This window comes from Bradyrhizobium sp. WSM4873, assembly GCF_055811355.1.
On sequence record NZ_JBVVPS010000010.1, the window covers coordinates 114,151 to 139,898 of the forward strand.

Here is a 25,748-nt window from a genome sequence, read left to right on the forward strand (position 1 = left end):
GGAGCCGCGCAGCATAAATCATGTGCAATTTCGGCCGCGGCAGCAGATTCGATCTCCCGCCGCGGCCGCCTGAATAATCGCGTTTTAGTTCGCGCCGAGGAAATCGCGCTTGCCAATCTCGACGCCGGCGTGGCGCAGAAGGCCGTGGGCAGTCGCGGCGTGGAAATAGAAGTTCGGCAGCGAGAACGCGCTCAGGAATTGCTGGCCCTTCATGGTGATGGACTTGTCGGGACCGGCCGGGAAGGTGACGTCCCTGGTGTCGGCGCCCTCGAACTGCGCCGGCTTGAACGATTTCACATAGTCGATGGTCTTCGCCAGGCGCTGCTTCAACTCCGCAAAGCTGGTCTCGGTGTCCGGTGTGGAGGGCACTTCGCTATGGGTCAGCCGGGCGCAGCCTTTGGCTGCGAAATCGCTGACCAGCTGGATCTGCTTCGACAGCGGCAGCATGTCCGGAAACAGGCGGGACCCCAGCAGGACGCTCGGGTCGACCTTCTTGGCCGCACAATGCGCCTCGGCTTTCGTGAGCAGGCCGGTCAGGCTGTTCAGCATCTGCAAATAGGCGGGAACGACGGCGTCGTGGAAAGACATGTGATGCTCGCTCTGTGGTGGGAAATCTCAGGAGAAACCTGAGCCACTCACATGGGAACCTCATGGAAAAATACAATCGCAAAAGCGGCTTGTGCAGTGCGAAAATTCTACCGGGGCTGTGGCGCTATCGGCGTCATACCCTCGGTGTCATCGCCCGGCTTGACCGGGCGATCCAGTAATCCGAGGCAGCTGGAATTGAATCGATAGGCCGCGGCGTACTGGATGCCCCGCTTTCGCGGGGCATGACAACGATCCTGGTGCTTAGCGGATCGTCCCCGCCGGCTGTGCCTGCGCCGTACCACCGCGCATCCGGGCCAAAAGCTCGGCGGTGGGCCAGGAATCGGCGGGCAGACCGTATTTGATCTGCATCGCCTTGACGGCGGCGCGGCTCTGCTGGCCCAGAACACCGTCGACCTTACCGACATTGAAGCCGGCCTGGACCAGAAGCTGCTGCAATTGCTTTAGCTCGTTGAACGGCAGCTGCGCGACCGGTGTGGACGGCTTTCGCATCGGAGCCGCGCCCGCGATGCGGGTGGCGAGATAACCAGCGGTGGTCGAATAGATCAGCGAGTTATTCCACTCGGTGTAGGCGGCGAAATTCGGGTACGCCATGAAGGCCGGGCCGAAGCGTCCCATCGGCAGCAGCACGGAGGCCGCGAGGTTGTCGTTCGGCAGCGGCCGGCCGTCGGGATAGGTCACGCCGAGCTGAGCCCATTTCGAGCGCGGCTCTCGCACCGTGAGGTCGGTCTGATCCCACGGCAGGTTCTGCGGCACCTTGATCTCCTCCAGCCAGGGCTCACCGCGCCGCCACTTCAGCCCGTTGGCGATGTAGTTCGCGGTCGAGCCGATCACGTCGTCCTCGCTGCGGAGGAGATCGCGTCGTCCGTCGCCGTCATAGTCGACGGCATAGTTGACGTAATGCACCGGCAGGAACTGGGTCTGTCCGAGCTCGCCGGCCCAGGAGCCGACCATCTCGTCAGGATGCAAATCGCCGCGGTCGATGATCTTCAGCGCGGCGATGGTCTCGTTCACGAACATCTCCGAGCGGCGGCAATCATAGGCCAGCGACACCAGCGATTTCAGCGTCGGCAGATTGCCCATGTTGACGCCGAAATCGCTCTCCAGTCCCCAGAACGCGGCGATCACCGCGGGCGGCACGCCGTATTCCTTTTCCGCGCGCGCGAACGCGGCCGCATGTTGCTTGATGTGCTGCTGGCCGTTCTGCATGCGATAGGGCGCGGCCATGCGGCCGGCAAATTCGGTGAAGAGCTGGCCGAACACGCGCTGGCCGCGGTCGCGATTGACGATGCCCTGGTCGTAGACGAGGTAAGGCGAGGCCGCCGCGATCGTCCGCTGCGACACGCCGGCGGCAACGGCCTGCTGTTTCACGTCGGCCAGGAAGCGATCGAAGTTCGCTCCGTTGTGACACGACGCCGCGCGCGGGGAGGGCGCGCTGGCCCTGGGGGCCGCCGGCTTTGCGGGTGGCGGAGCGAACTGGGCAGAAGCGGGAAGGGCGAGCGTGAGCAGGGCGGCGGCCGCGATCGCAAATCGGGTCTGGACCATGAGGTTTCCGCAAGGGGAGGAGACGCTTGGATTCTTGGCCAAGCTTAATGGAACGATTGACTTCAAACCAGTGCCGCGGCTCCGCGACGCACCCGGAAACCTTGCGGGCGGGCCGGGGTCATCCCTACCTCATGCTTGCCGGCCCGCAATCCCTCAAGCGGCCACGGCCGGCCTCGGGAGACGGCCATGAACTATCTTCGTACCGCAATGCTGCTTGCAGGCCTCACCGCCCTGTTCATGGGCGTCGGCTATCTGATCGGCGGTGCCGGCGGCGCCATGATTGCGCTCGTTATTGCCGCGGCGACCAATCTCTTCACCTACTGGAACTCCGACCGGATGGTGCTGTCCATGTATGGCGCCCATGAGGTCGACCGCAGCAGCGCGCCGGAGCTGGTCGGGCTCGTCGCCGAGCTTGCGGGCCGCGCCGGCTTGCCGATGCCGCGTGTGTTCCTGATGGACGAGCCGCAGCCCAACGCATTTGCCACCGGGCGCAATCCCGAAAATGCCGCGGTTGCGGTCACCACCGGGCTGATGCGCCAGCTCAGCCGCGAGGAGCTCGCCGGCGTGATCGCGCACGAGCTTGCCCATATCAAGCACCACGATACGCTGCTGATGACTGTGACCGCGACCATTGCGGGTGCGATCTCGATGCTGGCGCAGTTCGGCATGTTCTTCGGAGGCAACCGCGACAACAACGGTCCGGGCATCGTCGGTTCGATCCTGATGATGATCCTTGCCCCGATCGGCGCCATGCTGGTGCAGATGGCCATCAGTCGTACGCGTGAATACGCCGCGGACAATCTCGGCGCACGCATCGCCGGTCAGCCGATGTGGCTGGCATCGGCGCTGGTGAAGATCGAAGGTGCTGCGCATCAGGTCCCGAATGTCGAGGCGGAGCGAAATCCTGCCACTGCGCACATGTTCATCATCAATCCGCTGTCGGGCCACGGCGTAGACAATCTGTTCGCCACCCATCCTTCGACGCAGAATCGCATCGCGGCGCTTCAGCAGCTCGCAGCCGAGCTCGGTGCGCAGGCGTCTCCGTCGGTCGGCGCGAATGAGAACTATCCGCCCCGGAGCCCGTGGGGCCGCTCTTCTTCACGCGGGCCTTGGGGCTGACGCGGACGCGGCCCGAATTTGCTCGCTTTGTGACCTGTCGCACACAGAACGGTCCCGGCCGGTGTTAACACCCTGCCGTGACAGTTCCTGCGAAAGGGGATGCGTGGCCGGCCCTCTGCCTGCCACCGTCGAAGATGACCAAAGCTGCAGTACCATTGTTGATCGCCCTCGGCGTGCTGATCGGCCTGTCCACGCACACCGTCGTCAATTGCGGGGACGAGGACGAGCCCGACATCTGCTCGGCGGTGATCGGCTTCTCGCCGCTGCGCGGCTCGCTGATCGCTTTCGCCTATGAGGGGCGCGGACGGATCGCGCTGCGCCACGGCGACTGGCAGCGGGCGATCGCGGATTTCGACGAGGCCATCCACCTCAATCCCAACCGCGCCTCGCTCTATCGCGATCGGGCGCTGGCGCGCCGGCAGAACGGCGATCTCGAACTTGCGATCGAGGATTACGACGAGGCGATCGCGCACGATCCCAGGCACGCCGCGCCCTATCACCAGCGCGGTCTCGCGCTCGCGGCCGCCGGCGATCTCGATCGCGCGATCCTGAGCTACAACACCGCGATCCGCCTCGACCCCTCGGATGCGCAGCCTCGGCTCGACCGCGGCCTCGCTTTCCTGGCCCGTGGCCAGGCGAATGAAGCGCGCGCCGATTTCGAGGCCGCGCTGGCGCTGCCCGCCGGCAAGGATGCCCACACCCGCGATGCAGCGCGCGCAAAACTCGCCGAACTCGCGAGCGCCGAGCCGACCCGGCTCGCCGCGCCAGGAAGATAGAGATATCTAGAGCTGCGTGCGCCGCTGTAACCCTCTCCCCTTGTGGGAGAGGGTGGCTCGCCGCGAAGCGGCGAGACGGGTGAGGGGTATCTCTCCGCGCGTGAGCCTGCTGCAGTTGAATTCGCGGAAACAACCCCTCATCCGGCGGTTCGCGCCACCTTCTCCCACAAGGGGAGAAGGAAGAAGGTGAGCGCCTACTTCGCCTTCTTGGCTTTGGCTTTCTTGGCCTTCTTCACCGGCTTGTCCTTGGGCGCTTTCTTCTCCACCTTCACCGCGACCGGCGTGCTGGCGGCGATTCGCATCGACCGCGCGTAGCTGTCGGCGACGTTGTCGGCGGACATCTGCAGGCGCTTGGCGGCCGCAATGGCCTGCTCCATGGTGGCCTTGGCCATCATCTTGAAGCGGTCGCCGGTCTCCTTGCCCTTGGCCTTGGCCGCAAGGCCGTTGAATCGATCCCGCCGCTCCTTGGCGCGGGACATCAGGCCCGTATGCAGCTGTCTGGCCAGTTGCCGGATCACGACATCCAGGTCGGCGTCCGCCATGTTGTTCTATCCTCTTCGAAAACAATATCGATGCGGGCGGGACTATGCAGATCAGGCCCCACCTTGGCAATTCCCGGCCACGCGTCATCCGCAGCTTCCGGTGAGCAAAACAAAAGAGCCGCGCTGCGCGCGCGGCTCTCGGGCTTGGTTTGGCGCTTTCTGACTTACTTCAGCGAGGCGACCGGGCCGCTCGAGGCTGCCGGATCGGGGTCGAAGCCGAACACGCCGACCAGATATTTGTAATAGTCCGGCAACTTCTCCTTGAGCGCCTCGCGCGACTTCGGGTCGTGGAATTCGCTCTTCCCGGCCAGGAAGATGCTGGCGGTCACCGCGAAGAACTCCATGTGATTCTTCAGCGCATAGGATTCCTTGGGCAGGAGATCCTTGGACTTGGCGTAGGCGTAATAGCCGATCACGCCCTTGTTGGCGTAGCCGTCCGGCAACAGCCGCGCGTGGTAAGCGTGCAGCAGCTCGTGCAGCAGCACGGCTTCCTTTTCGTACCGCATCATGTCCGGCCGCAGCATGATCACGCCAAGGCCGGAATCGACCGCGAGGTCGACGGCGTTCGGATTGCTCCAGCGCTGCTTGTTGGGGTCCCAGACCGTCAGCGTGCGGGGAGCGGTGCGCTGGATGTCAGGCGTGACCCGGCCGTAGCAGGCGGTCGCGGCGCCTTCGTCGAGGCAGGCGAGCTCGCTGGCGATGATCGGGACCGTGCGGAAGAAGCGCAGCACGCGCGGCGAGAGGCCGGCAGCCTCGACCACGTCGATCTGGCTCTTCACATTCTCGGTGAGCTTGTCGACATCCTTGCGGTCGGAATTCTCCGACAGGTCGAACATGTAGCCGCGGTAGCTCTGGAAGCCCGGCGGTAACGCCTGCGCTGCGCCGGCGGACGCATCAAGCGGTCCGGCATGGGACGAATTGGCAAAGAGCGCGCCGACAATGGTCGCGGTCAGCAGCAACGCAATGCGCATGATGAACCCCCTGATGTCACTTCACGCGGCAGAATAAGCCGCCGTTGTTTGCGAAAAGTGAGTGGGGCGAGACTAAGGCAGCGATGTTGAGGCGTGCTTAATCGATCGTTGCGGATCGCGGAACTGAATTAGCGCCGGGTTAACCAAGCGTGGATTGCCCACGCGCTTCGGCGTAGCATGCGGTCCGGGCATCAGGCCCTCAAACCAGATAGCCGGAAGGGAGGATGCCATGTATGCCGCCATCCGTCAGGCCAAGGCGAAAAGCGGGAGCGCCGAAGAGTTGGCGCGCCGTATCAAGGAAGGCGCCGTTCCGATCATCAGCGACGTCGACGGCTTCCGCGCCTATTACGTCGTCTATGCCGGCGACGACACGGTCACGGCGATTTCGATCTTCGACAAGTTCGAGCAGGCGGAGGAGGCGAACAGGCGTGCGATCGCCTGGATCGAGAAGGATCTGGGCGCGCTGCTTGCAGGCGACGCCCGCGCCGCCGCGGGGCCGGTGATCGTGCATACGCTGGCGTAGGGATTGGGCGGATTGCTGCTTCCCCGATGTCGTCCTGGCGAAAGCCAGGACCCATTACCCCAGCGAGTCGTTGTGGCACGAGATCGTGGTTACGAATCTTCGCCAAACTCGCTTCCGGGGTAATGGGTCCTGGATCTGCGCTTCGCTTGTCCAGGACGACAGCGGAGTGAATGGCGTGCGCTTGCCACTCAGCGCGCAGCCGTCCCCTTACAACTCCCGTGCATTCGAGAACGCGAACGAGCTCACCCGCCGCGTCGTCTCGTCCAAAATCAGCGTGCGCGTGATCGGCGGCTCGGCGCGCTGGGCGCAGTTTTCCCGTTCGCAGAGACGGCAGTTGACGCCGATCGGCGTCCCCTCCGTTTTCTCCAGATCGATGCCGGCGGCGTAGACGAGGCGCGCGGCGTGACGGATCTCGCAGCCGAGGCCGATGGCGAAGCGCGGCTGCGGCAGCGGGTGCGGCGCGACGGGGCGGCGCACCATCTGCGCGATCGAGAAATAGCGCGTGCCGTCGGACAGCTCGATCACCTGCTTCAGCAGGCGATCAGGCGTGTCGAAGGTCGAGTGCACGTTCCACAACGGACATGTGCCGCCAAATTTCGAGAACGGGAACGTGCCCGATGAAAATCGCTTCGAGACGTTGCCGGCATTGTCGACACGAAGCAGGAAGAACGGGATGCCGCGCGCATTCGGCCGCTGCAGGGTGGTGAGCCGATGGCAGACCTGCTCGAAGCCGGAATTGAAGCGCTGCGCCAGCAGATGGATGTCGTAGTTCAATGCTTCCGCCGCAGCCAGGAAAGCCGGGTAGGGCATCATCACGGCGGCCGCAAAGTAATTGCCGAGCGTGATGCGGAACAGGCGGCGCGGTGTATCGTCCAGCGGGCCGGCGCGGGCGATGATGGTCTCCAGGGCTTGCGCACATTCCACCAGGCCGAGCTGAAAGGCGAGCTGGAACGCGCGGCCGGGCGGATCGACCAGCTCGGAGATCAGGAGCTGGCGGCGGTGGCGGTCGAACCGCCTCAGCGTCTCCCGCATCACGTCCACCGGCATGATGCGGGTCTGGATCGAATGCTTCTCACGCAGCCGCGCCGCGAGCGCCGCATAAAGCTCTTCGGCCGGCACGTTCAGCTCGTCTCGCAGAGTCTCCGTGGCCTGCTCGAGTTCCGGAAAGTAGTTGCGGTTGGCCTCGATCAGCTCGCGGACGCGCTCGACCGGATTGGCCTCATAGCGGGTGCCGACGTCGCGGTCGGCCATTTGTGCCGCGGCCAGCGTCTCGCCCTGCCGGGCCTCGGTATAGGCGGCATAGAGCCGTTGCAGCGCATGGGTGACGCCGGGGCAGAGCTCGGCGAGATCGCGCAGTTCCTGCTTGGGAACGTCGATCTGGCGGAACAGCGGGTCGGAGAAGATCTCGTTGAGCTCGGCGAAGAAGCGGTCCTCGTCGGCGGTCGCGAGGTCGCGCAGGTCGAGGTCGTAGGTTTCGGCCAGCCGCAGCAGGATCTGGGCGGTCACCGGACGCTGGTTGCGCTCGATCAGATTGACATAGCTCGGCGAGATCCCGAGCCCCTCGGCGATCTGGGTCTGCGACAGCCCCAATTGCTGCCGGATCCGCCGGAAGCGCGGGCCGACGAAGAGCTTCTTGCTGGAACCGGCGGGCATTCTCAGGTCTCCGGAGGCGGTATCAAGGGCAGGCTTGCTGACCAATTTAATTTACAATATTTACAAAGTGACATCTATTACAAGTACCGATGTTACATGACATCACCATTCAAATACAAGCCCACTATACGAGCTGAGCTTTCTCGCGTTTAGCTTCTGACACGCATCTCGCAATGCATTGTCAAGAATGTCGATGGCTGGTGGCCATCGTCGGCGAAAAGGATCAGGCACATGAACTACCAACCCCGCGGCATCAGCACCCTCCAGGCCCCCGCCTCGTATCAGAGTGAAGTCGAGGCAGCCCGCTCGCTACTGGAGACCCAGCCGACCTGGAACGGGGTGTCGGCCGAGGCCGTCGCCCGCATGCGCCTGCAGAATCGCTTCAAGACCGGCCTCGACGTCGCCCGCTACACCGCGGCGCTGATGCGGGCGGACATGGCCGCCTATGACGGCGATCCCACCAAATACACGCAGTCGCTGGGCTGCTGGCACGGCTTCATCGCCCAGCAGAAGCTGATCTCGGTCAAGAAGCACTTTGGCAAGACCGATCGCACCTATTTGTACCTGTCCGGCTGGATGATTGCGGCGCTGCGCTCCGAGTTCGGCCCGCTGCCCGACCAGTCGATGCACGAGAAGACCTCGGTCCCGGCGCTGATCGAAGAGCTCTACACTTTCCTCCGTCAGGCCGACTCGCGCGAGCTGAACGATATCTTCCGCAACCTCGATAAGGCCCGCAAGGAAGGCGACAAGACCCGGGAGAAGGAGTTGATCGAGAAGATCGACAACTTCCAGACCCATGTCGTCCCCGTGATCGCCGACATCGACGCCGGCTTCGGCAATGCGGAGGCGACCTATCTGCTCGCCAAGAAGATGATCGAGGCGGGTGCCTGCGCGCTCCAGATCGAGAACCAGGTCTCGGACGAGAAGCAGTGCGGCCACCAGGACGGCAAGGTCACCGTGCCGCACGAGGTGTTCCTGGCCAAGATCCGGGCCTGCCGCCACGCCTTCCTCGAACTCGGCGTCGAAGACGGCATCGTCGTCACCCGCACCGACTCGCTCGGTGCCGGCCTGACCCAGCAGATCGCGGTCAGCCACAAGCCCGGTGACCTCGGCGACCAGTACAACAGCTTCCTGGATTGCGAGGAAGTGACGGCGGAGAACGCCCGCAACGGCGACGTCATCATCAACCGCAACGGCAAGATGATGCGTCCGAAGCGGCTGCCCTCCAACCTCTATCAGTTCCGCCCGGGCACCGGCGAAGACCGTTGCGTGCTCGACAGCATCACCTCGCTGCAGAACGGTGCGGACCTGCTCTGGATCGAGACCGAGAAGCCGCATATCGAGCAGATCGCCAAGATGGTCGACCGGATCCGCAAGGTGGTTCCGAACGCGAAGCTCGCCTACAATAATTCGCCCTCGTTCAACTGGACGCTCAACTTCCGCTGGCAGGTCTACGACGCGATGAAGGAAGCGGGCCAGGACGTCAGCAGGTACAATCGTGCCGAGCTGATGAAGGTGGAATACGACGACACGCCGCTGGCGAAGGAAGCCGACGAGCGCATCCGTACCTTCCAGGCGGATTCCGCCAAGCGAGCCGGCATCTTCCACCACCTGATCACGTTGCCGACCTACCACACGGCGGCGCTCTCGACCGACAATCTGGCGAAGGAATATTTCGGCGACCAGGGCATGCTCGGCTATGTCAAGAACGTCCAGCGCGCCGAGATCCGTCAGGGTATCGCCTGCGCCAAGCATCAGAACATGGCGGGCTCCGACATCGGCGACGACCACAAGGAATACTTCGCCGGCGAGGCTGCCCTGAAGGCGGGCGGCGCCCACAACACGATGAACCAGTTCGGCTAACGCATCACGCTAATCGACAGGAGACTGACAATGACCAACAGCAATTTCTGGGTGATCGGTGGCGAGTTCGGTTCGATGAACTTCCACAAGCTGGTGGAAGGCTCGGCCCAGGTCCAGGGTCCGTTTAAGACCCGCAAGGAGGCCGAGGACGCCTGGCGTTCGGTCTCGGAAGAGAACCGCCACAAGGCCGGCGTCCGCTTCTCGATCGTGGAAGAGCCGTCGCGGGTCTCGGCGTGACAATCTGAACTAACATGACAATCTGAATAAGAAGACGTCCAAGGACGGAGGGTCCCATCCGGCGCAAGCCGGGTGGGACCGTCTGTTTTTGGCACAGGTGAAAGATTTGTGGGCGCCGTAAGTCACTGGAATTGTAGGCCCTTTGCGGACACTTTGGTTGCTGATAGGTTAATCCCGCCAAGTGAGGACGAGGCCGCCAATGTCAGAGCCCGAGACCAGCGGGATCCATCCCAGCCAGCCGCGCCCGGTGCGGCTGCGCGATGCGCTGTTGCGGGCGCGGATCGAGGCCGCCGACCGGACCGGCGTCGTCGTCGATTTGCGCGATGCCGAGGTGGCGCGGCTCGAGATCCTCAACGATTCGCTCGATCCCCTGTTCGCGCAGGTGCCGGACAAGATCGACCTGTTCGACCGCGGCATCAGCCAGGGCGATACGCCCAGGCTCTGGATCGACGTCGTCGCGCACATCTTGATGGGGCGCGACAAGCGGATGTACCGCTTCGTGCAGGACACCCGCTTCGGCCGCATCGTGCTCGCCGAATCGCACGACACCGCTGTCATCGTCGAGGCCGTGACCGACTACGTCGCGCGCCGCATGATCGAGCGCGAGCATGCGATGGTGGTCCCGCCCGAGCCGAAGCCCGAGGTGGCGCAGCCACCGCGCCGCTCGCGCGTCTGGCCATTTGTGTTCGGATTTGTGCTCGGCGCCGCCGCGCTGTTCGGGGTTGCCGTGCTCGCGGCCCTACGGAGCTGGTGAACTTTCCTCCACCGTCATTCCGGGGCGCGCGAAGCGCGAGCCCGGAATCCATTCATCAGCACGTATTGCGGCCCGATGGATTCCGGGTTCATGCTTCGCATGCCCCGGAATGACAGTGGTCTAAATCAACTTCACATGCTTGATCTGCCCGATCTGAAATCCGACCCCCACGCTCCGCACCGTCTGCTCGCAACGCCAGCCGGTGTTATCCTTCTCGATCGTGAACAGATTGTAGGCCGCAGCCGGGGTGTGCCCGTGCGCGAGCGCGGAGGCCGACGGCACGCCGATCGAGGGGATGTTGCCGTTGGGGCCTTCGAACCACATCGTCGAATGAATGTGGTCGTGCCCGTGCAGGATCAGCTCGACGCCGTGGCGTTGCAAAAGCGTCAGCAATCCGGCGGAGTCAGTCATCCGCTTGTGGCGCGCGCCGGACTTCAGCGGATGATGCACCAGCAGCACGCGAAACACGTCCTCGGCTGCGAGCCGCTCGAGCACCTGTTCGAGGGACGCGAGCTGATCCCGTCCAAGCGTGCCTGTCGCCATCAAAGGCAAGGTCGGTACCGCCGTGGACAGGCTGATCAGCGCGAGCGGCCCGCGCCGGCGCAGGCTCGGAAAGCCGATACGGCCGTCGTCCCCCGCAAGATAGGGCGCGAAGGTTTCCCCGAAGCGATGAAAGGTGGCGCGGACATAGGCGTCGTGATTGCCGGGAATCGTGGTGACGCGATCGGGCGGACCGACGCCGTCGAGCCAGGCGCGCGCCGGCGCGAATTCCGCCTCCAGCGCCAGATTGACGAGATCGCCGGTGACCGCGATGTGGTCGGGACCTTGCGCCTTCACGTCGGCGACGAGTGCGTCGAGCACCTCGCGGCGCTGGTACTTGTGACGGTTGCGCGTCCAGTTGACATAGCCGAACGCGCGCTTGCCGGCGAGCTCGATCAACCGCGGCTTCGGCAGCGGCGGCAGATGCGGGTCGGACAGATGGGCGAGCGTGAAGGGGGCCATTGGGGGCGATTGCCTCGCTATTCGCCCGATGTAATGGCAAGGTCGCAGGCCAGGTGCAAGCGGGGCATCAAGGGAGCCCGATGGGAGAACGTCTGAACAGCGTCCGACGGAGATTCGAGCCGCTGCTGCGGCGAATCTTCCACGCCTATTTCCTGCTGGTCCGCGGCATGACCCTCGGCGTCCGCGCCGTGGTGCTGGATGCCGACACCAGAGTGTTCCTGGTCCGGCACAGCTACGTCACAGGCTGGTACCTGCCCGGCGGCGGCGTCGATCTCGGCGAGACCATGGAGCAGGCGTTGCGGCGCGAGCTCAAGGAGGAGGGGGATATCGATCTCACCGGCGACGCCGTGCTGCACGGCGTCTTCCTCAACAGCCACGTCTCCCGCCGCGACCATGTCGCGGTCTACGTCATCAGGCAGTTCAGGCAGGATCGCCTGCCCGCGCCCAACCGCGAGATCGCCGAGTGCGGGTTCTTCGCGGTTACCGCGCTGCCCGAGGGGACCACGCCCGGCACGCGGCTGCGGATCGCGGAAGTCCTTCACGACAGGCCGCGGATTGCGACGTGGCGATGATGGCGGCCTGTGCTAGTAAATCGCCGCGCCTGCGGTGTCGGCGCATGGACGAGGGATGAAGATTGTCTGAATCGACGAGGTCATGGCCATTTCGGGTCGCCGTGCTGGTGCCCTGCTACAATGAGGAAGCCGCCGTCGCGACGGTCGTCGCCGATTTCCGCAAGGCACTGCCTGCGGCCGAGGTCTACGTCTACGACAACAACTCGACCGATCGTACCGCGGCGGTCGCGCGCGAGGCCGGAGCGATCGTGCGCAGCGAACGGCGCCAGGGCAAAGGTCACGTCGTGCGCCGCATGTTCGCGGACATCGAGGCCGACATCTACGTGCTCGTCGATGGCGATGCGACCTACGACGCGCCGAGCGCCTCGCGCATGATCGACCAGCTCCTCGATGAGCATCTGGATATGGTTGTCGGTCTGCGTGTCGATCAATCGCAAGCGGCCTACCGGCGCGGTCATCGCATCGGCAATCGGCTCTTCACCGGCTTCCTGGCATCGACCTTCGGCCACGCCTTCAAGGACATCCTGTCCGGTTACCGCGTGTTCTCGCGCCGCTTCGTCAAATCCTTCCCGGTCCTGTCCGGCGGTTTCGAGATCGAAACCGAGTTTGCGGTCTATGCGCTGGAATTGTCGCTGCCGGTCGTCGAGGTCGAGACGCCCTATTACGCGCGTCCGGAAGGCTCCTTCTCCAAGCTCAATACTTGGCAGGACGGGTTGCGCATCTTCAACACGATGCTGAAGCTTAACCGGTCGGAGCGTCCGCTGCGCTTCTTTTCGGCGATCGGCATCGTCTTCGCGCTGCTGTCGATCGCTTTCGGGCTGCCCGTCGTGATCACCTTCCTCGAGACCGGCCTCGTACCGCGCCTGCCGACTGCCGTGCTCTCCATGGGCCTGATGATCATGGCGCTGCTTTCGGCTTCGTCGGGGCTCGTGCTCGACACCGTGACGCGCGGGCGGCGGGAAATGAAGATGCTCGCCTACCTGTCCCAACCGCCGCTCGGCCGGACCTGAAATTGCCTCCGGAGCCGGGCGCAATCGTATGGACCGCTGCCCTCCAAGGTGATATCCCGCCGACGCGATGAACGATCTCTCCCTCACCATCCGGTCGGAAGCCGCCGGCGATGCTCAGGCCATCGAGCGGCTGCACGAACGCACCTTCGGACCCGGCCGCTTCGTGCTCAGCGCGTACCGCATCCGCGAGCATGTGGATCATGTGCTCGATCTCTCCTTCACCGCCCGCGTCGGTACGTTGCTGATCGGATCCGTCCGACAATTGCCGATCTGCGTCGGCGACACGCCGGCACTGCTGCTGGGACCCCTGACGGTCGAGCCTCCGTTCCGCAGCCGCGGCGTCGGCCGGCTGTTGCTCGAGCGCGCGCTGAAGGATGCCAAGGCGCAGGGCCATCGCCTGGTGCTGCTGGTCGGCGATGAGCCCTATTACAGCCGCGTCGGCTTCAAGCAGGTCGCCAAGGGACGCGTCACCATGCCGGGCCCGGTCGATTACAGCCGGCTCCTCGTCATTGAACTCGTCGAAGGCGCGTTCGAAGGTGTGTCGGGGCCGGTCGGTCCCGACTGGAGCAAGACGCGCACCTGACGCGCCATCGCTTCGAAGCTCACATGAAGGTAGGGCAGTGCCGGTCGATCAGCAATACTACCGGGAAGTGGCGTCCGGGAGCACGGCGGAAAAGCTGCTGATCGCGGCGCGCGACCGCATCTTCCAGGATTTCATCGCCCAGATGCAGCCGTCCGCGGCGGACGAGATCCTGGATGTCGGCGTGTCCGACGTGATCAACGACGGCGCCAACGTGCTGGAACGAAGCTACCCGCATCAGCACAAGATCACGGCCTGCGGGCTCGGCGAAGGAATAGGATTCAAGGCGGCTTTTCCGCGTTGCCGTTACGTGCAGATCGAACCGAATACGCGGCTGCCGTTTGATGACAATGCGTTCGACCTCGCGACGTCCAATGCCGTGCTCGAACATGCCGGCAGCCACGGAAACCAGGTGCTCCTGGTCGAGGAGCTTTGCCGCGTCGCGCGGCGGGTGTTCATCACTGTGCCCAACAGGTTCTTTCCGGTCGAGCACCACACGGCCATTCCGCTGGCGCATTATCTCGACGGCACCTTCAGGATCGCCTGCAGGGTCGCCGGCAAGTCGGAATGGACCGACGAGCAGAACCTGATCCTGATGACGCGAAAACGACTGCTGGGGCTCGCCGCCAAGTCCTGCACCCCCAAGTCCGCGGCCGTGGGCTACACCGGTTTGTCGCTCGGCCCGCTATCGTCCAATCTCTATCTCGCATTCCGCTAAAGCAGCGCCGTCTCCCCGCAGCATGATCCCGATGAATAAAATCAACACCAGCAAAGCCGTCTTCGCCGTGTTGTTTCTCGCGGTGCTGGTCGGCCATTTCTGGACCATGATGCGATGGAGCGAGGCGCGCGGCGTCTATGACGACATCTGCTACCTCAGACAGGCGCATCTGTTCCAGAGGTTCGGGCTGGTGGAGGGCTTCGACACCAGCCTCAGCCGCGACGACGATGGCTACCAGAAAGCAAAGCTGAAGGAGATCGGCTACCCCGACTGGAACGATACGACCGCTGCGCCCTGTCACAATCTGATGCCGGCCACGGGGAAGGTCGTCATTCAATACCCGCCGGGTGTCGGCCTCGTGTTGGCGTTGTTTCCGCCGGGTCACCAGGTCGTGCCCATGTACATGCTGGCGACCATTGTCGTCCTCGGCCTTGCGCTGTTTGCGCTTTCTCTCGCGCGCAGCATGAGGTCGGTCCTGATGGCCGGGGCGTTCGGCTGTCTTGCGATCTACCTGATGGTCAATCCGGTCAAGGCGAGCTATTCGATGGCCCCGACCGTCGTCGTGTGCGCGCTCGCCGGATGTCTCACGGCGCGATGGCTGGCGACCCCGCGATCTCAACCGGGGATCTGGCTGCTGGCGCCCATCGGTTTCCTGCTCGGATTGACCGTCGATTTCCGGTTGGCCAATCTCTTCCTGGCGTCCGGTTATGGCGTGTTTCTCCTCGTCGCGTTCCTTGCAGAGCGGAAATTGTCCCGGTTCTTGCAGGGGGCCGTGTTCGGCGTCGCGTTGCTGGCCGGCGTGATCCCGACCATCGTCTTTCACGTCGTCAACGCCGGCAGTCCGTTCGCATCGACCTACGGCAACAACCCCGATGTCAGGCCGCTGGATTTCTCGTTCGCAGTGGTCCGGGATTACCTCGCCGACCCGCTCCAGACCTTGCTGATCGTCACCGGAATTGCAGGCTCGATCTGGCTGTTGCGGCAGGCGAACGGCATTCGCCGCGTTGCGCTGCTCACGTTGGCCAATCTGGTGCTCAACCTCGCCTTCTTCTTCACCTATCCGATCGCGACCCCATACTACACGATCCCGATTTCTCTCCTGACATTGTGGACCCTGCTGTTTGCCGTGCTGTTTCAGGAGGCGGCGGAGGACGCCCCTGAAGCAGCCGCTTTGGCCAACGCGCAATGAAGTCCGGCTAGCTATCGCGCTTTCAGAACTTGAAGTTCGCAAACGCCCGCACGCCGATGCCGGGCATCAACACCTCGTCCTTGGTGTAGGACACCGAGTTGCGGATGTTCTCGTTGAGGAGATTGTTGCCGACGATACCCGTCGTCATCTCGCGCGCGCCGAATGCATTCGGGTTGAGCTTGGTCTTATAGCTGACCTCGGCCTTCAGCAAATTGTAGCCTGCCGTCGGCGTCTCCGCGATCACCGCGACGTCGTTATGAGCGAAGGCGTGCAACAGATTGACCCGCATCAACCAGTTGTCGTCGCGCCAGAACACGCCGCCGCCCAGTCTCACCGGCGGAATGCGCGGCACGTTGGTGCCGTCGGTGAAGGTGGCGCGGACCACGTCGAACTGGTTCTCGATGCCCCAGATGCCGCCCTGCAACGCACCGACGTCGAGCTGCGACTGGAATTCGCCGCCGCGGAAGTTCGCGTCCCGCTGCGAATAGACCGCCTGGTTCACCTCGGCGCCCGGCGTGCCGCACGAGGCAAAATCTTCGTCGCACATCACGCCGGTGAGACGGCGATAGATGAAGTTGTTGAAGTGCGTGTAATAGACGGTCGCCTCGAACCGGAACGGTCCCGTCGCCTTGCGCAGGCCGACCTCGACGGATTTTGCGGTCTCGATGCCGAGGTTGGGATTGCCGATGTCGAAGGTCGCGGTCGCATCATGTGCGCCGCGCGAGAACAGCTCCGCCGCCTTCGGCGCGCGCTCGACATATTGCGCGGTGATGCTGCCGACCAGGCCGCCCGGCAGGTCCTGCAACAGGCCGATGCTGCCGCTCTTCGGCGTGAAGGACGGATTGCGGCCGATGCCCGCCTGCGGCGTGCCGTCGGGCAGGAAGTCCGCGGGAAAATCCGGCGTCGTGCCGTGCAGCTCGACATGCTCGATACGGCCGGCGATCTGCGCCCGCGTCGCGTCCGTGAACTTGAACTCGTTGAAGGCGTAACCGGCAACGCGCGTGCTGTTGTTGGGGTCCCACAGGCCGTTGAACAGCGTGCCCGGATTGTCCGGGCTCGGCGCGCTCAATTCCTGATGGCCGACCTGGAAGCCCAGCGCCGTCGTCACCTCGGCGAAGCGCGCGTTGAACGGCATCAGCTGCACCTCGGTGCGGATCTCCTGCTCCTTGTTGGTGAAAGTCTGTCGCACCCCGTCGGTATTGGGATCGGCGGGATCGGCAAGCCCGATCTCGTTGTGCCGATAGTCGGTCGCACCGGCCCAGAAGCGAACGACATCGATCGCGGTAGCGTCGGGATGGTACTCGCCCTTGACGTTGATCTTGGTCTGATGGCCGTCGATCCGTGTGTTGTGGTCGGCGCCGTCGATGCCGGGGATGTGGTAGAGCGCGTCGTTCTGCGTGATCGCCGCGCCAATATAGCCGCCTTGGAAAAAGTAGGAGCCGCCGATCGAGGCGCCGTCCGAGCGCGTCGCCGAGTTGGGCTGGCGTCCGTTGGCGACGGACCGGGTCTGGTCGGTGAGGTACGGGTAGCTCGGGATGCTATAGTCGGTGGTGTTGCGGCCGTAGACGTCGGCATGGAAGGCAAAATTGCCGCCGCCGGTGTCGAGCAGCACGCCGCTCTCGATGCCACGGTCGACCGAACTGAACGCGCTGCGCGTCTCGGCGCTGACGCAAGGCGAAGTCGCGGCGCTCGCGAGCGGCGCCTTGGCCGGCAGGCCGAAGCTCTGGAACGGCTGGGCACCGCAGTTCGGCAGCGCATCCGGAATCCGGTTGTTGGTGGCGCTGACGACGCCGCCGATCGAGGTCGAGCCGTAGCGCAGCGCGGCGGGTCCGCGCACCACCTCGACCTGGTTGGTCGCGAGCGGATCGATCGGGACGAAGTGATCCTCGCCGAGGTCGGAGGCGCCGCCGGAATTGGTGCCGTTCTCGACGATGCCGACGCGGTTGACGTCGAGCCCCCGGATGATTGGCCGGCTGGAGGCGCCGGGCGCGAAGCTCGAGCCGGTGATGCCGGGTTTCGAGAACAGGAGATCGCCGAGCTGGCCGCCGCCCTCGCGGCGGATCTCCTCGTTCGGCACCACCGTGACCGTCGCGAACTGGTTAGTCACGATCGGCAGCACGCCCTGCTGAGGGGCGGCCGGCGTGGAGGTTGCCGGCGTGGCGTCCGCCGTGCGTTCGTGGCTGCGTGCCCGCGCGGTTCGCGTGGGGCGGCCCGGGTTGCGGGTCGGCACCGCCGCCCTGCGGACGATGGGGCTCGGAGCCGTCACGGTGACGGCGGGGATCTCGGTCGATGATTTATCCTCGGCCAGCGCCGAGGTGGCGACGCCGAGCAGGAGCAGGCTTGCTCCACCAAGACGCTGTGCGCGCCGCAATTCAAATGACATGGTCCTGATTCCAGTCAGGCGCCGTCCGCATGTTGGTCTGCTGATGGGAGGCGGCCTGCCGTCGCTGCGCGACGGAATTCGACTTCAACTGCTCCCGGGCACGCGCCTGAAAGCGGCGAGCCCGGGCGTGATCAAGCTGGAGTCAGGACGCGGGAGGGGCGCGCGGCTGGAATGCCGTGCCGGCCGATTTCAAATGGACGAATTCGGCGTCGGTGGTGCGGTAGAGCAGCTCGATTGCCTGCGGCAGCAACAACACAGGCGGCGTCGCGAACATGACGGTGCCGGCCATCGCGACCAATGCGCAGATCGCGCAATTGTCCTCGCCCGGGTGCTCCCTGTCGGGAGCCAACGGCGATTGCCTCTCGACCGCGGCGCGGTCGATCGAAGCGGGAGCTTGGGCGCCGTCGGTCTGCTGCAGCGAGGGCTGGGCGAGGGGAGCGGCCTGGGCAAACCAATGGCTGTGGCCGAACGTCAACGCGAACTGCACCAGCATCGCGAAGATCGCGAGCCGGGCGCCGTGCCTGATATTCGACCGGAACCACTTCATCTGGAAACGCCACCCCACATCGCGAGGTATCATCCCCTGATCCCGCGATGTTATAATGTAACATCGCGCGATCCGTCAGCGAATGTCAACCGCAGCCACAATGATCCGTTCGGGCGATTGCCGGATGTGTCGTTCGCGCAACAGAGCGATCAGCGCCCCTCGCGAACCCACGTCGCAGCAAACGCGCCGAGCAGCAGCAGCAACCCGATCAAGCCGGCGAAGATCGGCAGCACGCCGACGCCCTTCACCACGCTGGCGTCGCGCATCCGCACGCCCATCCAGCCGTCACCATGGAAGACGCTCGCCGAGCGGACCGGCAGGATGCGCGGCAGCTCGACGCTGGCGCCGTCGACCACGCGCACGGCGTCACCGCCGGTCGCCTGGGTCAGCGGCTTCAACGTCTCGGTGGTGGAGGTGACTTCCGAAAACTCCTTCGGATTGGTCGGGCCGACATTGATCAGCGCCTTCAGCGTGCCGTCGGTGGCATGCCACAGGCCGAGCTCGCTCGCCGGCAGGCTGGCGCGCCATTCGCCGGGATCGCCGGCTGCAAGCGTCAGGTCGCGCGACACGCCGGACGGCGAGGTCACACTCACCGGCTGAACGCTGTCGGCCATGGTCTGGCGCACCACCACGAGATTCTTGCCCTGCACCTGCAGGCGCAACGCTTCCTCGTCCAGATCCGGCTGCTTCATCAGCCAGTGCGACATCCGCCGCAACAGATCGAGATGCGGACCACCGCCTTCATAGCCGCGCGCCCACAGCCAGATGTGGTCGGAGAGCAGAAGTGCGACGCGGCCCTCCCCGAAGCGCGACAGGAACAGCAGCGGCTTGCCATCGACGCCCGTCATGACCGGCGGGTTGACCGCATTGCGGGTATCGACGGTGCGGAAGAACCTGCTCCAGCGCGGCGGCTCGGAGGCCGAGCCCTCGAGGCCACGCGTGACGGGATGGCGTTTGCCGACGTCGGACAGATGCGCGTAGAACGGCTTTTCCGTCACGCCGACGGGCTCTGCCGGCAGCACCGAATCCAGCGGCGTGCGCCAGATGCTGGTGTTGGACGCGTAGTCGGGGCCGGCCGAGACCAGCACCGCGCCGCCGGAACGAACGTAGCGTGCGATGTTGTCGAAATAAGCGATCGGCAGCACGCCCTGGCGGGCATAGCGGTCGAAGATGATCAGCTGGAATTCGTTGATCTTCTGCTGGAACAGCTCGCGGGTCGGAAACGCGATCAGCGACAATTCGTTGATCGGCGTGCCGTCCTGCTTCTCCGGCGGCCGCAGAATGGTGAAGTGGACGAGATCGACGCTGGCATCGGACTTGAGCAGGTTGCGCCAGGTGCGCTCGCCGGAATGCGGCTCGCCGGAGACCAGCAGCACGCGCAGCTTGTCGCGCACACCATCGATGGCGACGACGGCGCGGTTGTTCACCGGCGTCAATTCCCGCTCGAGCGGCGAGGCTTCGATCTCGACGATGTTCGGCCCGGAATGCTTGATGTCGACCTCGACGCTTGCGGCCTGGCCGCTCGAAAGCGTGCGCTCGTTGATGACCTCGCCGTCCCTGCGGACCGTGACCTTGGCGCGCTCGCCGCTGACGCCCTGGTCGTCGAGGCGGTAGGTGATAGTCTGGGGCTGCCCGACGATGCCGAAGCGCGGCGCTGCGATGACCGCGATACGGCGGTCGCGCTCGTCTTTTTGCCCGGTGATCAGCGCGTGCACCGGCGCCTGGAAGCCGAGCCCGGCGGCGTTGGCCGGAATGTCGTGGACGCGGCCGTCGGTGATCAGGAAGGCGCCGGCGACGCGGTCGACAGGCACGTCCGACAAGGCCGAGGCCAACGCGCCGAACAGCTTGGTGCCGTCGGTCTCGCCGTCGGCCTGTCCGGCATCGACGACGCGGACCTCGAGCCCCTTGATCTTCTTCAGGCTGTCGACCAGCGCTTCCTGCGCCTGAGCGGCCTCCCGATTGCGATTGCCGAAATTCTGGCTCGGGCTCTTGTCGACGACGATCGCGGCGACAGAGGTGAGGGGATCGCGGTCCTCGCGGGTGAAGGAGGGATTGGCGAGCGCCAGCAGGAACAGCGCCAACGCGGCCACGCGCACGGCAGCGCCGCGCGCACGTGCCAGCAGCAGCACGAGCGCGATGACGACGATCGCGGCCAGCGCGAGCCACAGGACGATCGTGGGAACGAGCGGCGTGAATGCGATGCCGTAATTCATATCGATCCTACTGCCCCAGCCGTTCGATCAGGGCCGGCGCGTGCACCTGATCGGCCTTGTAGTTGCCGGTCAGCGTGTACATCACAATGTTGGCGCCGGCGCGGTAGGCGAATTCGCGCTGGCGGGGGTCGCCGCCGGTCACCGGCAGCATGGACTGACCGTCGGGCCGCACGGCCCATGCGCCGGCCAGGTCGTTCGAGGTGATGATGATCGGCGAGACGCCGTCGCCGCCGCGTGCCGGCCGCTGCGCGCTGTCCTCGTCGTCTTCGCGCGGCAAGGTCTCGACCCAGGTCTGGCCGGTTGTGAAGCGGCCGGGGAAGTCGCGCAGGAGAAAGAAGGTCTTGGTCAGCACGTGCTCGCGCGGCACCGGCTCCAGCTCAGGCACGTCGAGCGAGGACAGGATCTCGCGGAGCGTCTGCATGGCGGGGGTCTGTGCGGCGCCGTTTGCGCCAGGCGGCGCTTCGACCGCGTCGCGGGTGTCGAACAGCACGGTGCCGCCCTGCTTCATGTAGGCGTCGATCTTGTTGATGGCGTCCCGCGACGGCTTCGGCGCGCCCGGCACGATCGGCCAGTAGATCAGCGGGAAAAAGGCGAGTTCGTCACGCGCCGGATCGATGCCGACGGGATCGCCGGCCTCGAGCGCGGTGCGCTGCGCCAGGAACAGCGTCAGTCCTGACAGCCCGGCCCTGACGATGGAATCCACGTCGGCATTGCCGGTCACGACATAGGCGAGGCGGGTCTGCGACACCGCCTTCATCGCGAACTCGTCGGACGCGCTGTCCGCGTGCGACGGCGTCGGCACGAACGAGGCGAGGCCCGCGAGAGCCAACACGACGATCATCGCGGGCGCGGCGCGGCGGCGCAGCAGCGCGGCGAGGCCGCCACCGAGCACCGCGACAATGATGGCGTCGATCAGGAACAGCGCGAGCGCCGTCGACAGCAGCCAGCCGCGCAAATCCTGCGGCTCGGCGTTGGTGTAGGTGGCATGCCGGGCGCGCAGGCTCGCGGTGTTCAGGGCTGCGATACGGTCGGCGCTGGCAAGCGTGTTCACGGCGAGCGGTCCTTCTGCCGGACCATAAAAGCCCGGCGGATGATCGGGTGTGGCGCGGTCGCGATAATCCGCGGGCAGCGGCTTGGCGGCGGCCGGCGGCGGACCAAAAGCGCCAAAGCCGTCGAGGATGTGCAACGGCGCCACCGTCTCGGCGGTCCCCTCGGTGGCAACGCCTGCGCCTGGCTTGGCGGTATAGCCGGACATGTCGACGACGCGCCGCAGGATTTCGACGAAGGTGCCCGACATCGGCAGATCCGACCAGCGCATGTCGGCGCTGACGTGGAACAGGCTGACGACGCCCTTGCCGCGATGCTCGCCTGTTACCAGCGGCGTGCCGTCTTCCAGCGACGCCCAGCTCTTGGTGGCGAGCACGGCATCGGGCTCGGCCAGCACCTGGCGGCTTATCGTGACGTCCTTGGGGACCACGACGCCGGCAAACGGACCATCGGCGGCAAAGGAGGCCAGATGTTGCGGCTTTTCCCAGGTCAGGCTGCCGCCGAGCGTGCGGCCGCCCTTGCGCAGCTTGACCGGAACGAGATCGTCCTCGGCCTGCGCCAGCCGCGGACCGGCGAACCGCACCAGCACGCCGCCCTGGTCGATCCAGGCATTGAGACGCTCGCGGATTTCAGGGGCGATGGTGCCGACATCGGCGAGGATGATCATCGGCAGCTTCTGGTCGAGGAACTGCGTGATGCCCTGCTGCGGCGAGCCCTTGTCGGCGAGCCGCACGTCGGCGAACGGCGCCAGCGCGCGGGTGAGATAGAAGGTCGGCGCCAGCAGCGGCTGCGCGGTCTCGCTGGTGGAGCCCGAGACGATGCCGATGGCGCGGCGGCGCCAGCGCTTGTCGAGCAGCTGCACCGCGCCTGCGGAGCGCTCACCGGCAATTTCCAGCCGCGTGATGTCGTTGCGCAGCTCGACCGGCAGATCGAACGATGCTTCGGTTTCCTTGTCCTGCGGGCCGAACGAATAACGCGCTTCACCGATCGGCGAGGCCTTCTGGTCCAGTGCGCGCACGGTGCCGATGGCGATTCCGCCGTCGGTGCGCAGCACCTTCACCGTCATTTTGGCGGCGGCGTTCTCGGCCGCGACCAGGGCCAGGGCCGGGGAGGTGCCGCCTTCGAACACGGTCAGGCTGCGATCGCCGATGGTCTTGCCGAGGCCTGTCACGAATTCTTCGCCGCGACCGGTGTCGACGCTGTCGGAGAGCCAAGCGATCTCGCAGTCGCCGGTCGCTTTCAGGAAGCGATCGATTGCGGTCAGGGTCTCGACGCGCTCGATCGAATACGGCTTTGGCGTCAGCTGCCGCAGCGCGACGCGCGCGGCGCCCGCCGGCATCAGGGTGATATCGCGGTTCGGCTCGGACAGCGGCACCAGCGCAATCGCGCGGCGATCGTTCTCGGCACTGGCGATCAATTCGTCGGCGGCCCTGATCCGGATGTCCCAGTTCGAGGCCGCGCTCCAGCCGTCGTCGAACATGATCATCAGTGGCGCCTTGCTCGCGGCCGCGCCTGTTTGCGGATTCCAGATCGGGCCGGCGGCGGCGAAAATGACCAGCGCGGCAGCCAGTAGCCGCAATGCGGTCAGCCACCACGGCGTCCGCGACGGCGTCTCTTCGCGCGGTGCGATGTCGAACAGCAGGCGCGTCGGCGGAAACTCGATGCGGCGCGGCCGCGGCGGCATCACGCGCAACAGCCACCACAGCACCGGCAGGCTGACGAGGCCGATCAGGAGCAGCGGTTCGGTGAAGGCGAGCGGCAGTCCCATCATGCTGCCGGCCCCGCCTTGATCGTGGTGGTGCGGGCGCCCGATTTGCTCACCTGCATGCCGGCATGCAGGAACAGCAAGAGCTCGGCGGCCGAGCGGTCGGTCGCATGCGTCGTGAACAGCCAGTCGAGCTTGTTGGTCTCGGCGCGGATCTGGTCGCGGTGCAGCGCGAGCCGCGCGGTGTAATCCTGCGCCCAGCTCTCGGCGCGGCCGGCGGTGATCACGCCGAACCCTTCGGGCTCGACGAACTCGACGCGGCCGGAATACGGGAATGATTCCTCGGCGGGATCGACGATTTGCACCAGCGTGCCATGCGCACCGGAGCCGGACAGGCCGGCGAGCGTGGTCCTGATCTCGGAGATCGGCGACCAGAAGTCCGACAGCACGATCGTCTCGGCCAGCGCCGCGGGCACGAAGGATGGCGGCAGGCTCAAGCGGTCGGCATCGTCATGCAGCATCGCCTGTGCCATCTTGTCGATGACGCTGCGGCTCGCGGTCGGTGCCATCAGCCCGGGAATGCCGACGCGTTCGCCGCCGGAGACGAGCAGCTCGGCCAACGCGAAGGCGACGATCAGCGTCCGCTCGAGCTTGGATTCGCGCGCCTGCTTTGAAGCGAAGGCCATCGAAGGCGAGCGGTCGGGCCAGATCCAGACCGTGTGCGAGGCTTCCCATTCGAGCTCGCGGACATAGAGAAGATCGTCGCGCGCCGAGCGCCGCCAGTCGACGTTCTGCGACGGCTCGCCGGAGACGAAGCGGCGGTATTGCCAGAAGTTTTCGCCGGAGCCGGCGCGACGGCGGCCGTGCAAACCGTGAATGACGTTGGCGGCGATACGGCGGGCCTCGAGCACCAGGCGCGGCAGCGAAGCGGCGAGCGTGCGGCTTTCGCCATCGGCACGTCGGATCGCGATGATCTCCTTTGCTGCGTGCCCGTTCTCCGCCGCCATCAACCGATCCGTGTCTTGAGCTGCTTGATCACGTCCGGAATCGTGCGGCCTTCGGCGCGCGCCTGGAACGTCAACGCCATGCGGTGCTTCAGCACGGGCTCGGCGAGGTCGAGCACGTCGTCGATCGAGGGCGCGAGACGGCCGTCGATCAGCGCGCGTGCGCGCACCGCGAGCATCAGCGATTGGCTGGCGCGCGGGCCCGGGCCCCAGGCGATGAACTTGCTGGTGTCGCCGCCGTCCGGACCGGGACGGGCCGAGCGCACCAGCGACAGGATCGCCTCGACCACGGAATCGCCGACCGGCAGGCGCCGGATCAGTCGCTGCGCGGTGATGAGCGCGTCAGGGGTCATCGCGCCCTTCGCCAGCGTCTCGTCGGCGCCGGTGGTCTCGAACAGGATGCGGCGCTCAGCGTCGCGGTCGGGATAGTCGACGTCGATCTCCATCAGGAAACGGTCGAGCTGGGCCTCAGGCAGCGGATAGGTGCCTTCCTGCTCCAGCGGGTTTTGCGTGGCGAGCACGTGGAACGGCTTCGGCAGATCGTGACGCGCGCCGGCAACGGTGATGTGCTGCTCCTGCATCGCCTGCAGCAGCGCCGACTGCGTGCGCGGGCTGGCGCGGTTGATCTCGTCGGCCATCAGCAGTTGCGCGAACACGGGGCCGGAGATGAAGCGGAAGGCACGCTTGCCGCTAGTGCTCTCGTCGAGCACTTCGGCGCCGAGAATATCGGACGGCATCAGATCGGGCGTGAACTGGATGCGCTTGGCATCGAGGCCGAGGGTGATGCCGAGCGTCTCGACCAGCTTGGTCTTGGCGAGACCGGGGACGCCGATCAACAGCGCATGGCCGCCGGAGAGGATGGTGACCAGCGTGTTCTCGATCACGCGATCCTGACCGAAGATGACGGATGCGATCGCATCCTTTGCCGCGCGAATCTGGCTCGACACCTGCTCGGCCGAACGGACGACACCGTCTTCGAGCTTCTCGACACTCTCCGCCATCCGTTAGCTCCTTCAGCCTGCCATGCGGCTCGCTTGCGTCGTCATGTCATCACGTCCTCAACTCGAGACGTGGGCCCTATGCTAGACTTGCAGGAAGGCCATGTATTCGTTGAATTAACCTATCCCCACCTTATCGGCTTAGGGATATGTAGGGCATCACGAAGTGGCGACCTCCACACCGGACGAAT

23 protein-coding genes are annotated in these 25,748 nt (G+C 65.3%); 11 read left to right on the forward strand and 12 right to left on the reverse strand.

The window, feature by feature from the left end:
* Nucleotides 1-84: 84 nt before the first annotated feature.
* Together AC0L21_RS16100 and AC0L21_RS16105 are read right to left on the reverse strand one after the other, a co-directional pair.
* Nucleotides 85-588, reverse strand: coding sequence for a DUF1993 domain-containing protein (locus AC0L21_RS16100; RefSeq protein WP_473262807.1), 504 nt, complete (start codon nt 586-588; stop codon nt 85-87).
* 261 nt (nt 589-849) lie between these two features.
* Entirely contained in the window at nt 850-2,151 is a 1,302-nt protein-coding gene (locus tag AC0L21_RS16105) for a lytic murein transglycosylase (protein ID WP_473262808.1), read from the reverse strand.
* Between the two features lie 186 nt (nt 2,152-2,337).
* Here AC0L21_RS16105 and htpX point away from each other — a divergent pair, with 186 nt between their 5' ends.
* The gene (htpX, locus tag AC0L21_RS16110; RefSeq protein ID WP_354057314.1) at nt 2,338-3,270 is read left to right on the forward strand and encodes a zinc metalloprotease HtpX; all 933 of its coding nucleotides are present in this window, start codon (nt 2,338-2,340) and stop codon (nt 3,268-3,270) included.
* A 134-nt stretch (nt 3,271-3,404) separates the two neighbouring features.
* Nucleotides 3,405-4,046 (forward strand): tetratricopeptide repeat protein, encoded by a 642-nt coding sequence (locus AC0L21_RS16115; protein WP_473262809.1) that lies wholly within the window; start codon nt 3,405-3,407, stop codon nt 4,044-4,046.
* 194 nt (nt 4,047-4,240) lie between these two features.
* Here the strand turns inward: AC0L21_RS16115 and AC0L21_RS16120 are convergent, their stop codons facing one another.
* A complete protein-coding gene (locus tag AC0L21_RS16120; protein ID WP_473262810.1) occupies nt 4,241-4,588 on the reverse strand; it encodes a hypothetical protein in 348 nt (115 codons plus the stop codon).
* A gap of 164 nt (nt 4,589-4,752) precedes the next feature.
* Nucleotides 4,753-5,559 carry a hypothetical protein gene (locus AC0L21_RS16125; RefSeq protein ID WP_473262811.1) on the reverse strand — a complete coding sequence of 269 codons (807 nt, stop codon included), beginning with the start codon at nt 5,557-5,559 and terminating at the stop codon, nt 4,753-4,755.
* Nucleotides 5,560-5,788: 229 nt separating this feature from the next.
* Between AC0L21_RS16125 and AC0L21_RS16130 the strand changes: the two genes are divergently transcribed.
* Nucleotides 5,789-6,082: an antibiotic biosynthesis monooxygenase gene (locus tag AC0L21_RS16130; RefSeq protein ID WP_007607017.1), complete on the forward strand. Its 294-nt coding sequence runs from the start codon at nt 5,789-5,791 to the stop codon at nt 6,080-6,082.
* 207 nt (nt 6,083-6,289) lie between these two features.
* On the opposite strand, the gene AC0L21_RS16135 is transcribed toward AC0L21_RS16130, so the two are convergent.
* The gene (locus AC0L21_RS16135; RefSeq protein ID WP_473262812.1) at nt 6,290-7,735 is read right to left on the reverse strand and encodes a helix-turn-helix domain-containing protein; all 1,446 of its coding nucleotides are present in this window, start codon (nt 7,733-7,735) and stop codon (nt 6,290-6,292) included.
* A gap of 231 nt (nt 7,736-7,966) precedes the next feature.
* Here AC0L21_RS16135 and AC0L21_RS16140 point away from each other — a divergent pair, with 231 nt between their 5' ends.
* The 3 genes from AC0L21_RS16140 to AC0L21_RS16150 all read left to right on the forward strand — a co-directional run bounded on the left by AC0L21_RS16140 (nt 7,967) and on the right by AC0L21_RS16150 (nt 10,589).
* Nucleotides 7,967-9,598, forward strand: a complete 1,632-nt coding sequence (locus tag AC0L21_RS16140) for an isocitrate lyase (protein ID WP_473262813.1) — start codon at nt 7,967-7,969, stop codon at nt 9,596-9,598.
* Between the two features lie 30 nt (nt 9,599-9,628).
* Entirely contained in the window at nt 9,629-9,835 is a 207-nt protein-coding gene (locus AC0L21_RS16145; RefSeq protein ID WP_007595122.1) for a DUF4170 domain-containing protein, read from the forward strand.
* A 199-nt stretch (nt 9,836-10,034) separates the two neighbouring features.
* The gene (locus tag AC0L21_RS16150; RefSeq protein ID WP_473262814.1) at nt 10,035-10,589 is read left to right on the forward strand and encodes a hypothetical protein; all 555 of its coding nucleotides are present in this window, start codon (nt 10,035-10,037) and stop codon (nt 10,587-10,589) included.
* Between the two features lie 120 nt (nt 10,590-10,709).
* Here AC0L21_RS16150 and AC0L21_RS16155 read toward each other — a convergent pair whose 3' ends face one another.
* Nucleotides 10,710-11,591 (reverse strand): metallophosphoesterase family protein, encoded by an 882-nt coding sequence (locus tag AC0L21_RS16155; protein ID WP_473262815.1) that lies wholly within the window; start codon nt 11,589-11,591, stop codon nt 10,710-10,712.
* Nucleotides 11,592-11,671: 80 nt separating this feature from the next.
* Between AC0L21_RS16155 and AC0L21_RS16160 the strand changes: the two genes are divergently transcribed.
* The 5 genes from AC0L21_RS16160 (at nt 11,672) to AC0L21_RS16180 (ending at nt 15,660) form a co-directional block, all read left to right on the forward strand.
* The gene (locus tag AC0L21_RS16160; protein ID WP_473262816.1) at nt 11,672-12,163 is read left to right on the forward strand and encodes an NUDIX domain-containing protein; all 492 of its coding nucleotides are present in this window, start codon (nt 11,672-11,674) and stop codon (nt 12,161-12,163) included.
* 62 nt (nt 12,164-12,225) lie between these two features.
* Nucleotides 12,226-13,173: a glycosyltransferase family 2 protein gene (locus AC0L21_RS16165; protein WP_473262817.1), complete on the forward strand. Its 948-nt coding sequence runs from the start codon at nt 12,226-12,228 to the stop codon at nt 13,171-13,173.
* 67 nt (nt 13,174-13,240) lie between these two features.
* Nucleotides 13,241-13,756: a GNAT family N-acetyltransferase gene (locus tag AC0L21_RS16170; protein ID WP_247291302.1), complete on the forward strand. Its 516-nt coding sequence runs from the start codon at nt 13,241-13,243 to the stop codon at nt 13,754-13,756.
* A gap of 37 nt (nt 13,757-13,793) precedes the next feature.
* Complete coding sequence (locus AC0L21_RS16175; protein WP_473262818.1) at nt 13,794-14,471, forward strand: methyltransferase domain-containing protein; 678 nt, start codon at nt 13,794-13,796, stop codon at nt 14,469-14,471.
* A gap of 31 nt (nt 14,472-14,502) precedes the next feature.
* Nucleotides 14,503-15,660: a hypothetical protein gene (locus AC0L21_RS16180; RefSeq protein WP_473262819.1), complete on the forward strand. Its 1,158-nt coding sequence runs from the start codon at nt 14,503-14,505 to the stop codon at nt 15,658-15,660.
* Between the two features lie 22 nt (nt 15,661-15,682).
* Here AC0L21_RS16180 and AC0L21_RS16185 read toward each other — a convergent pair whose 3' ends face one another.
* From AC0L21_RS16185 to AC0L21_RS16210, 6 genes are all read right to left on the reverse strand, one after another.
* Complete coding sequence (locus AC0L21_RS16185) at nt 15,683-18,043, reverse strand: TonB-dependent receptor (RefSeq protein WP_473262820.1); 2,361 nt, start codon at nt 18,041-18,043, stop codon at nt 15,683-15,685.
* Between the two features lie 142 nt (nt 18,044-18,185).
* On the reverse strand, nt 18,186-18,590 hold the full coding sequence (locus AC0L21_RS16190) for a DUF2946 family protein (protein ID WP_473262821.1): 405 nt from the start codon (nt 18,588-18,590) through the stop codon (nt 18,186-18,188).
* Nucleotides 18,591-18,739: 149 nt separating this feature from the next.
* A complete protein-coding gene (locus AC0L21_RS16195) occupies nt 18,740-20,803 on the reverse strand; it encodes a hypothetical protein (RefSeq protein WP_473262822.1) in 2,064 nt (687 codons plus the stop codon).
* A gap of 7 nt (nt 20,804-20,810) precedes the next feature.
* Nucleotides 20,811-23,621 carry a DUF4159 domain-containing protein gene (locus AC0L21_RS16200; protein WP_473262823.1) on the reverse strand — a complete coding sequence of 937 codons (2,811 nt, stop codon included), beginning with the start codon at nt 23,619-23,621 and terminating at the stop codon, nt 20,811-20,813.
* Nucleotides 23,618-24,562: a DUF58 domain-containing protein gene (locus AC0L21_RS16205; RefSeq protein WP_473262824.1), complete on the reverse strand. Its 945-nt coding sequence runs from the start codon at nt 24,560-24,562 to the stop codon at nt 23,618-23,620. The genes AC0L21_RS16200 and AC0L21_RS16205 overlap by 4 nt, the downstream gene beginning before the upstream one ends.
* Nucleotides 24,562-25,560, reverse strand: coding sequence for an AAA family ATPase (locus tag AC0L21_RS16210; RefSeq protein WP_473262825.1), 999 nt, complete (start codon nt 25,558-25,560; stop codon nt 24,562-24,564). The genes AC0L21_RS16205 and AC0L21_RS16210 overlap by 1 nt, the downstream gene beginning before the upstream one ends.
* Nucleotides 25,561-25,748: the final 188 nt, after the last annotated feature.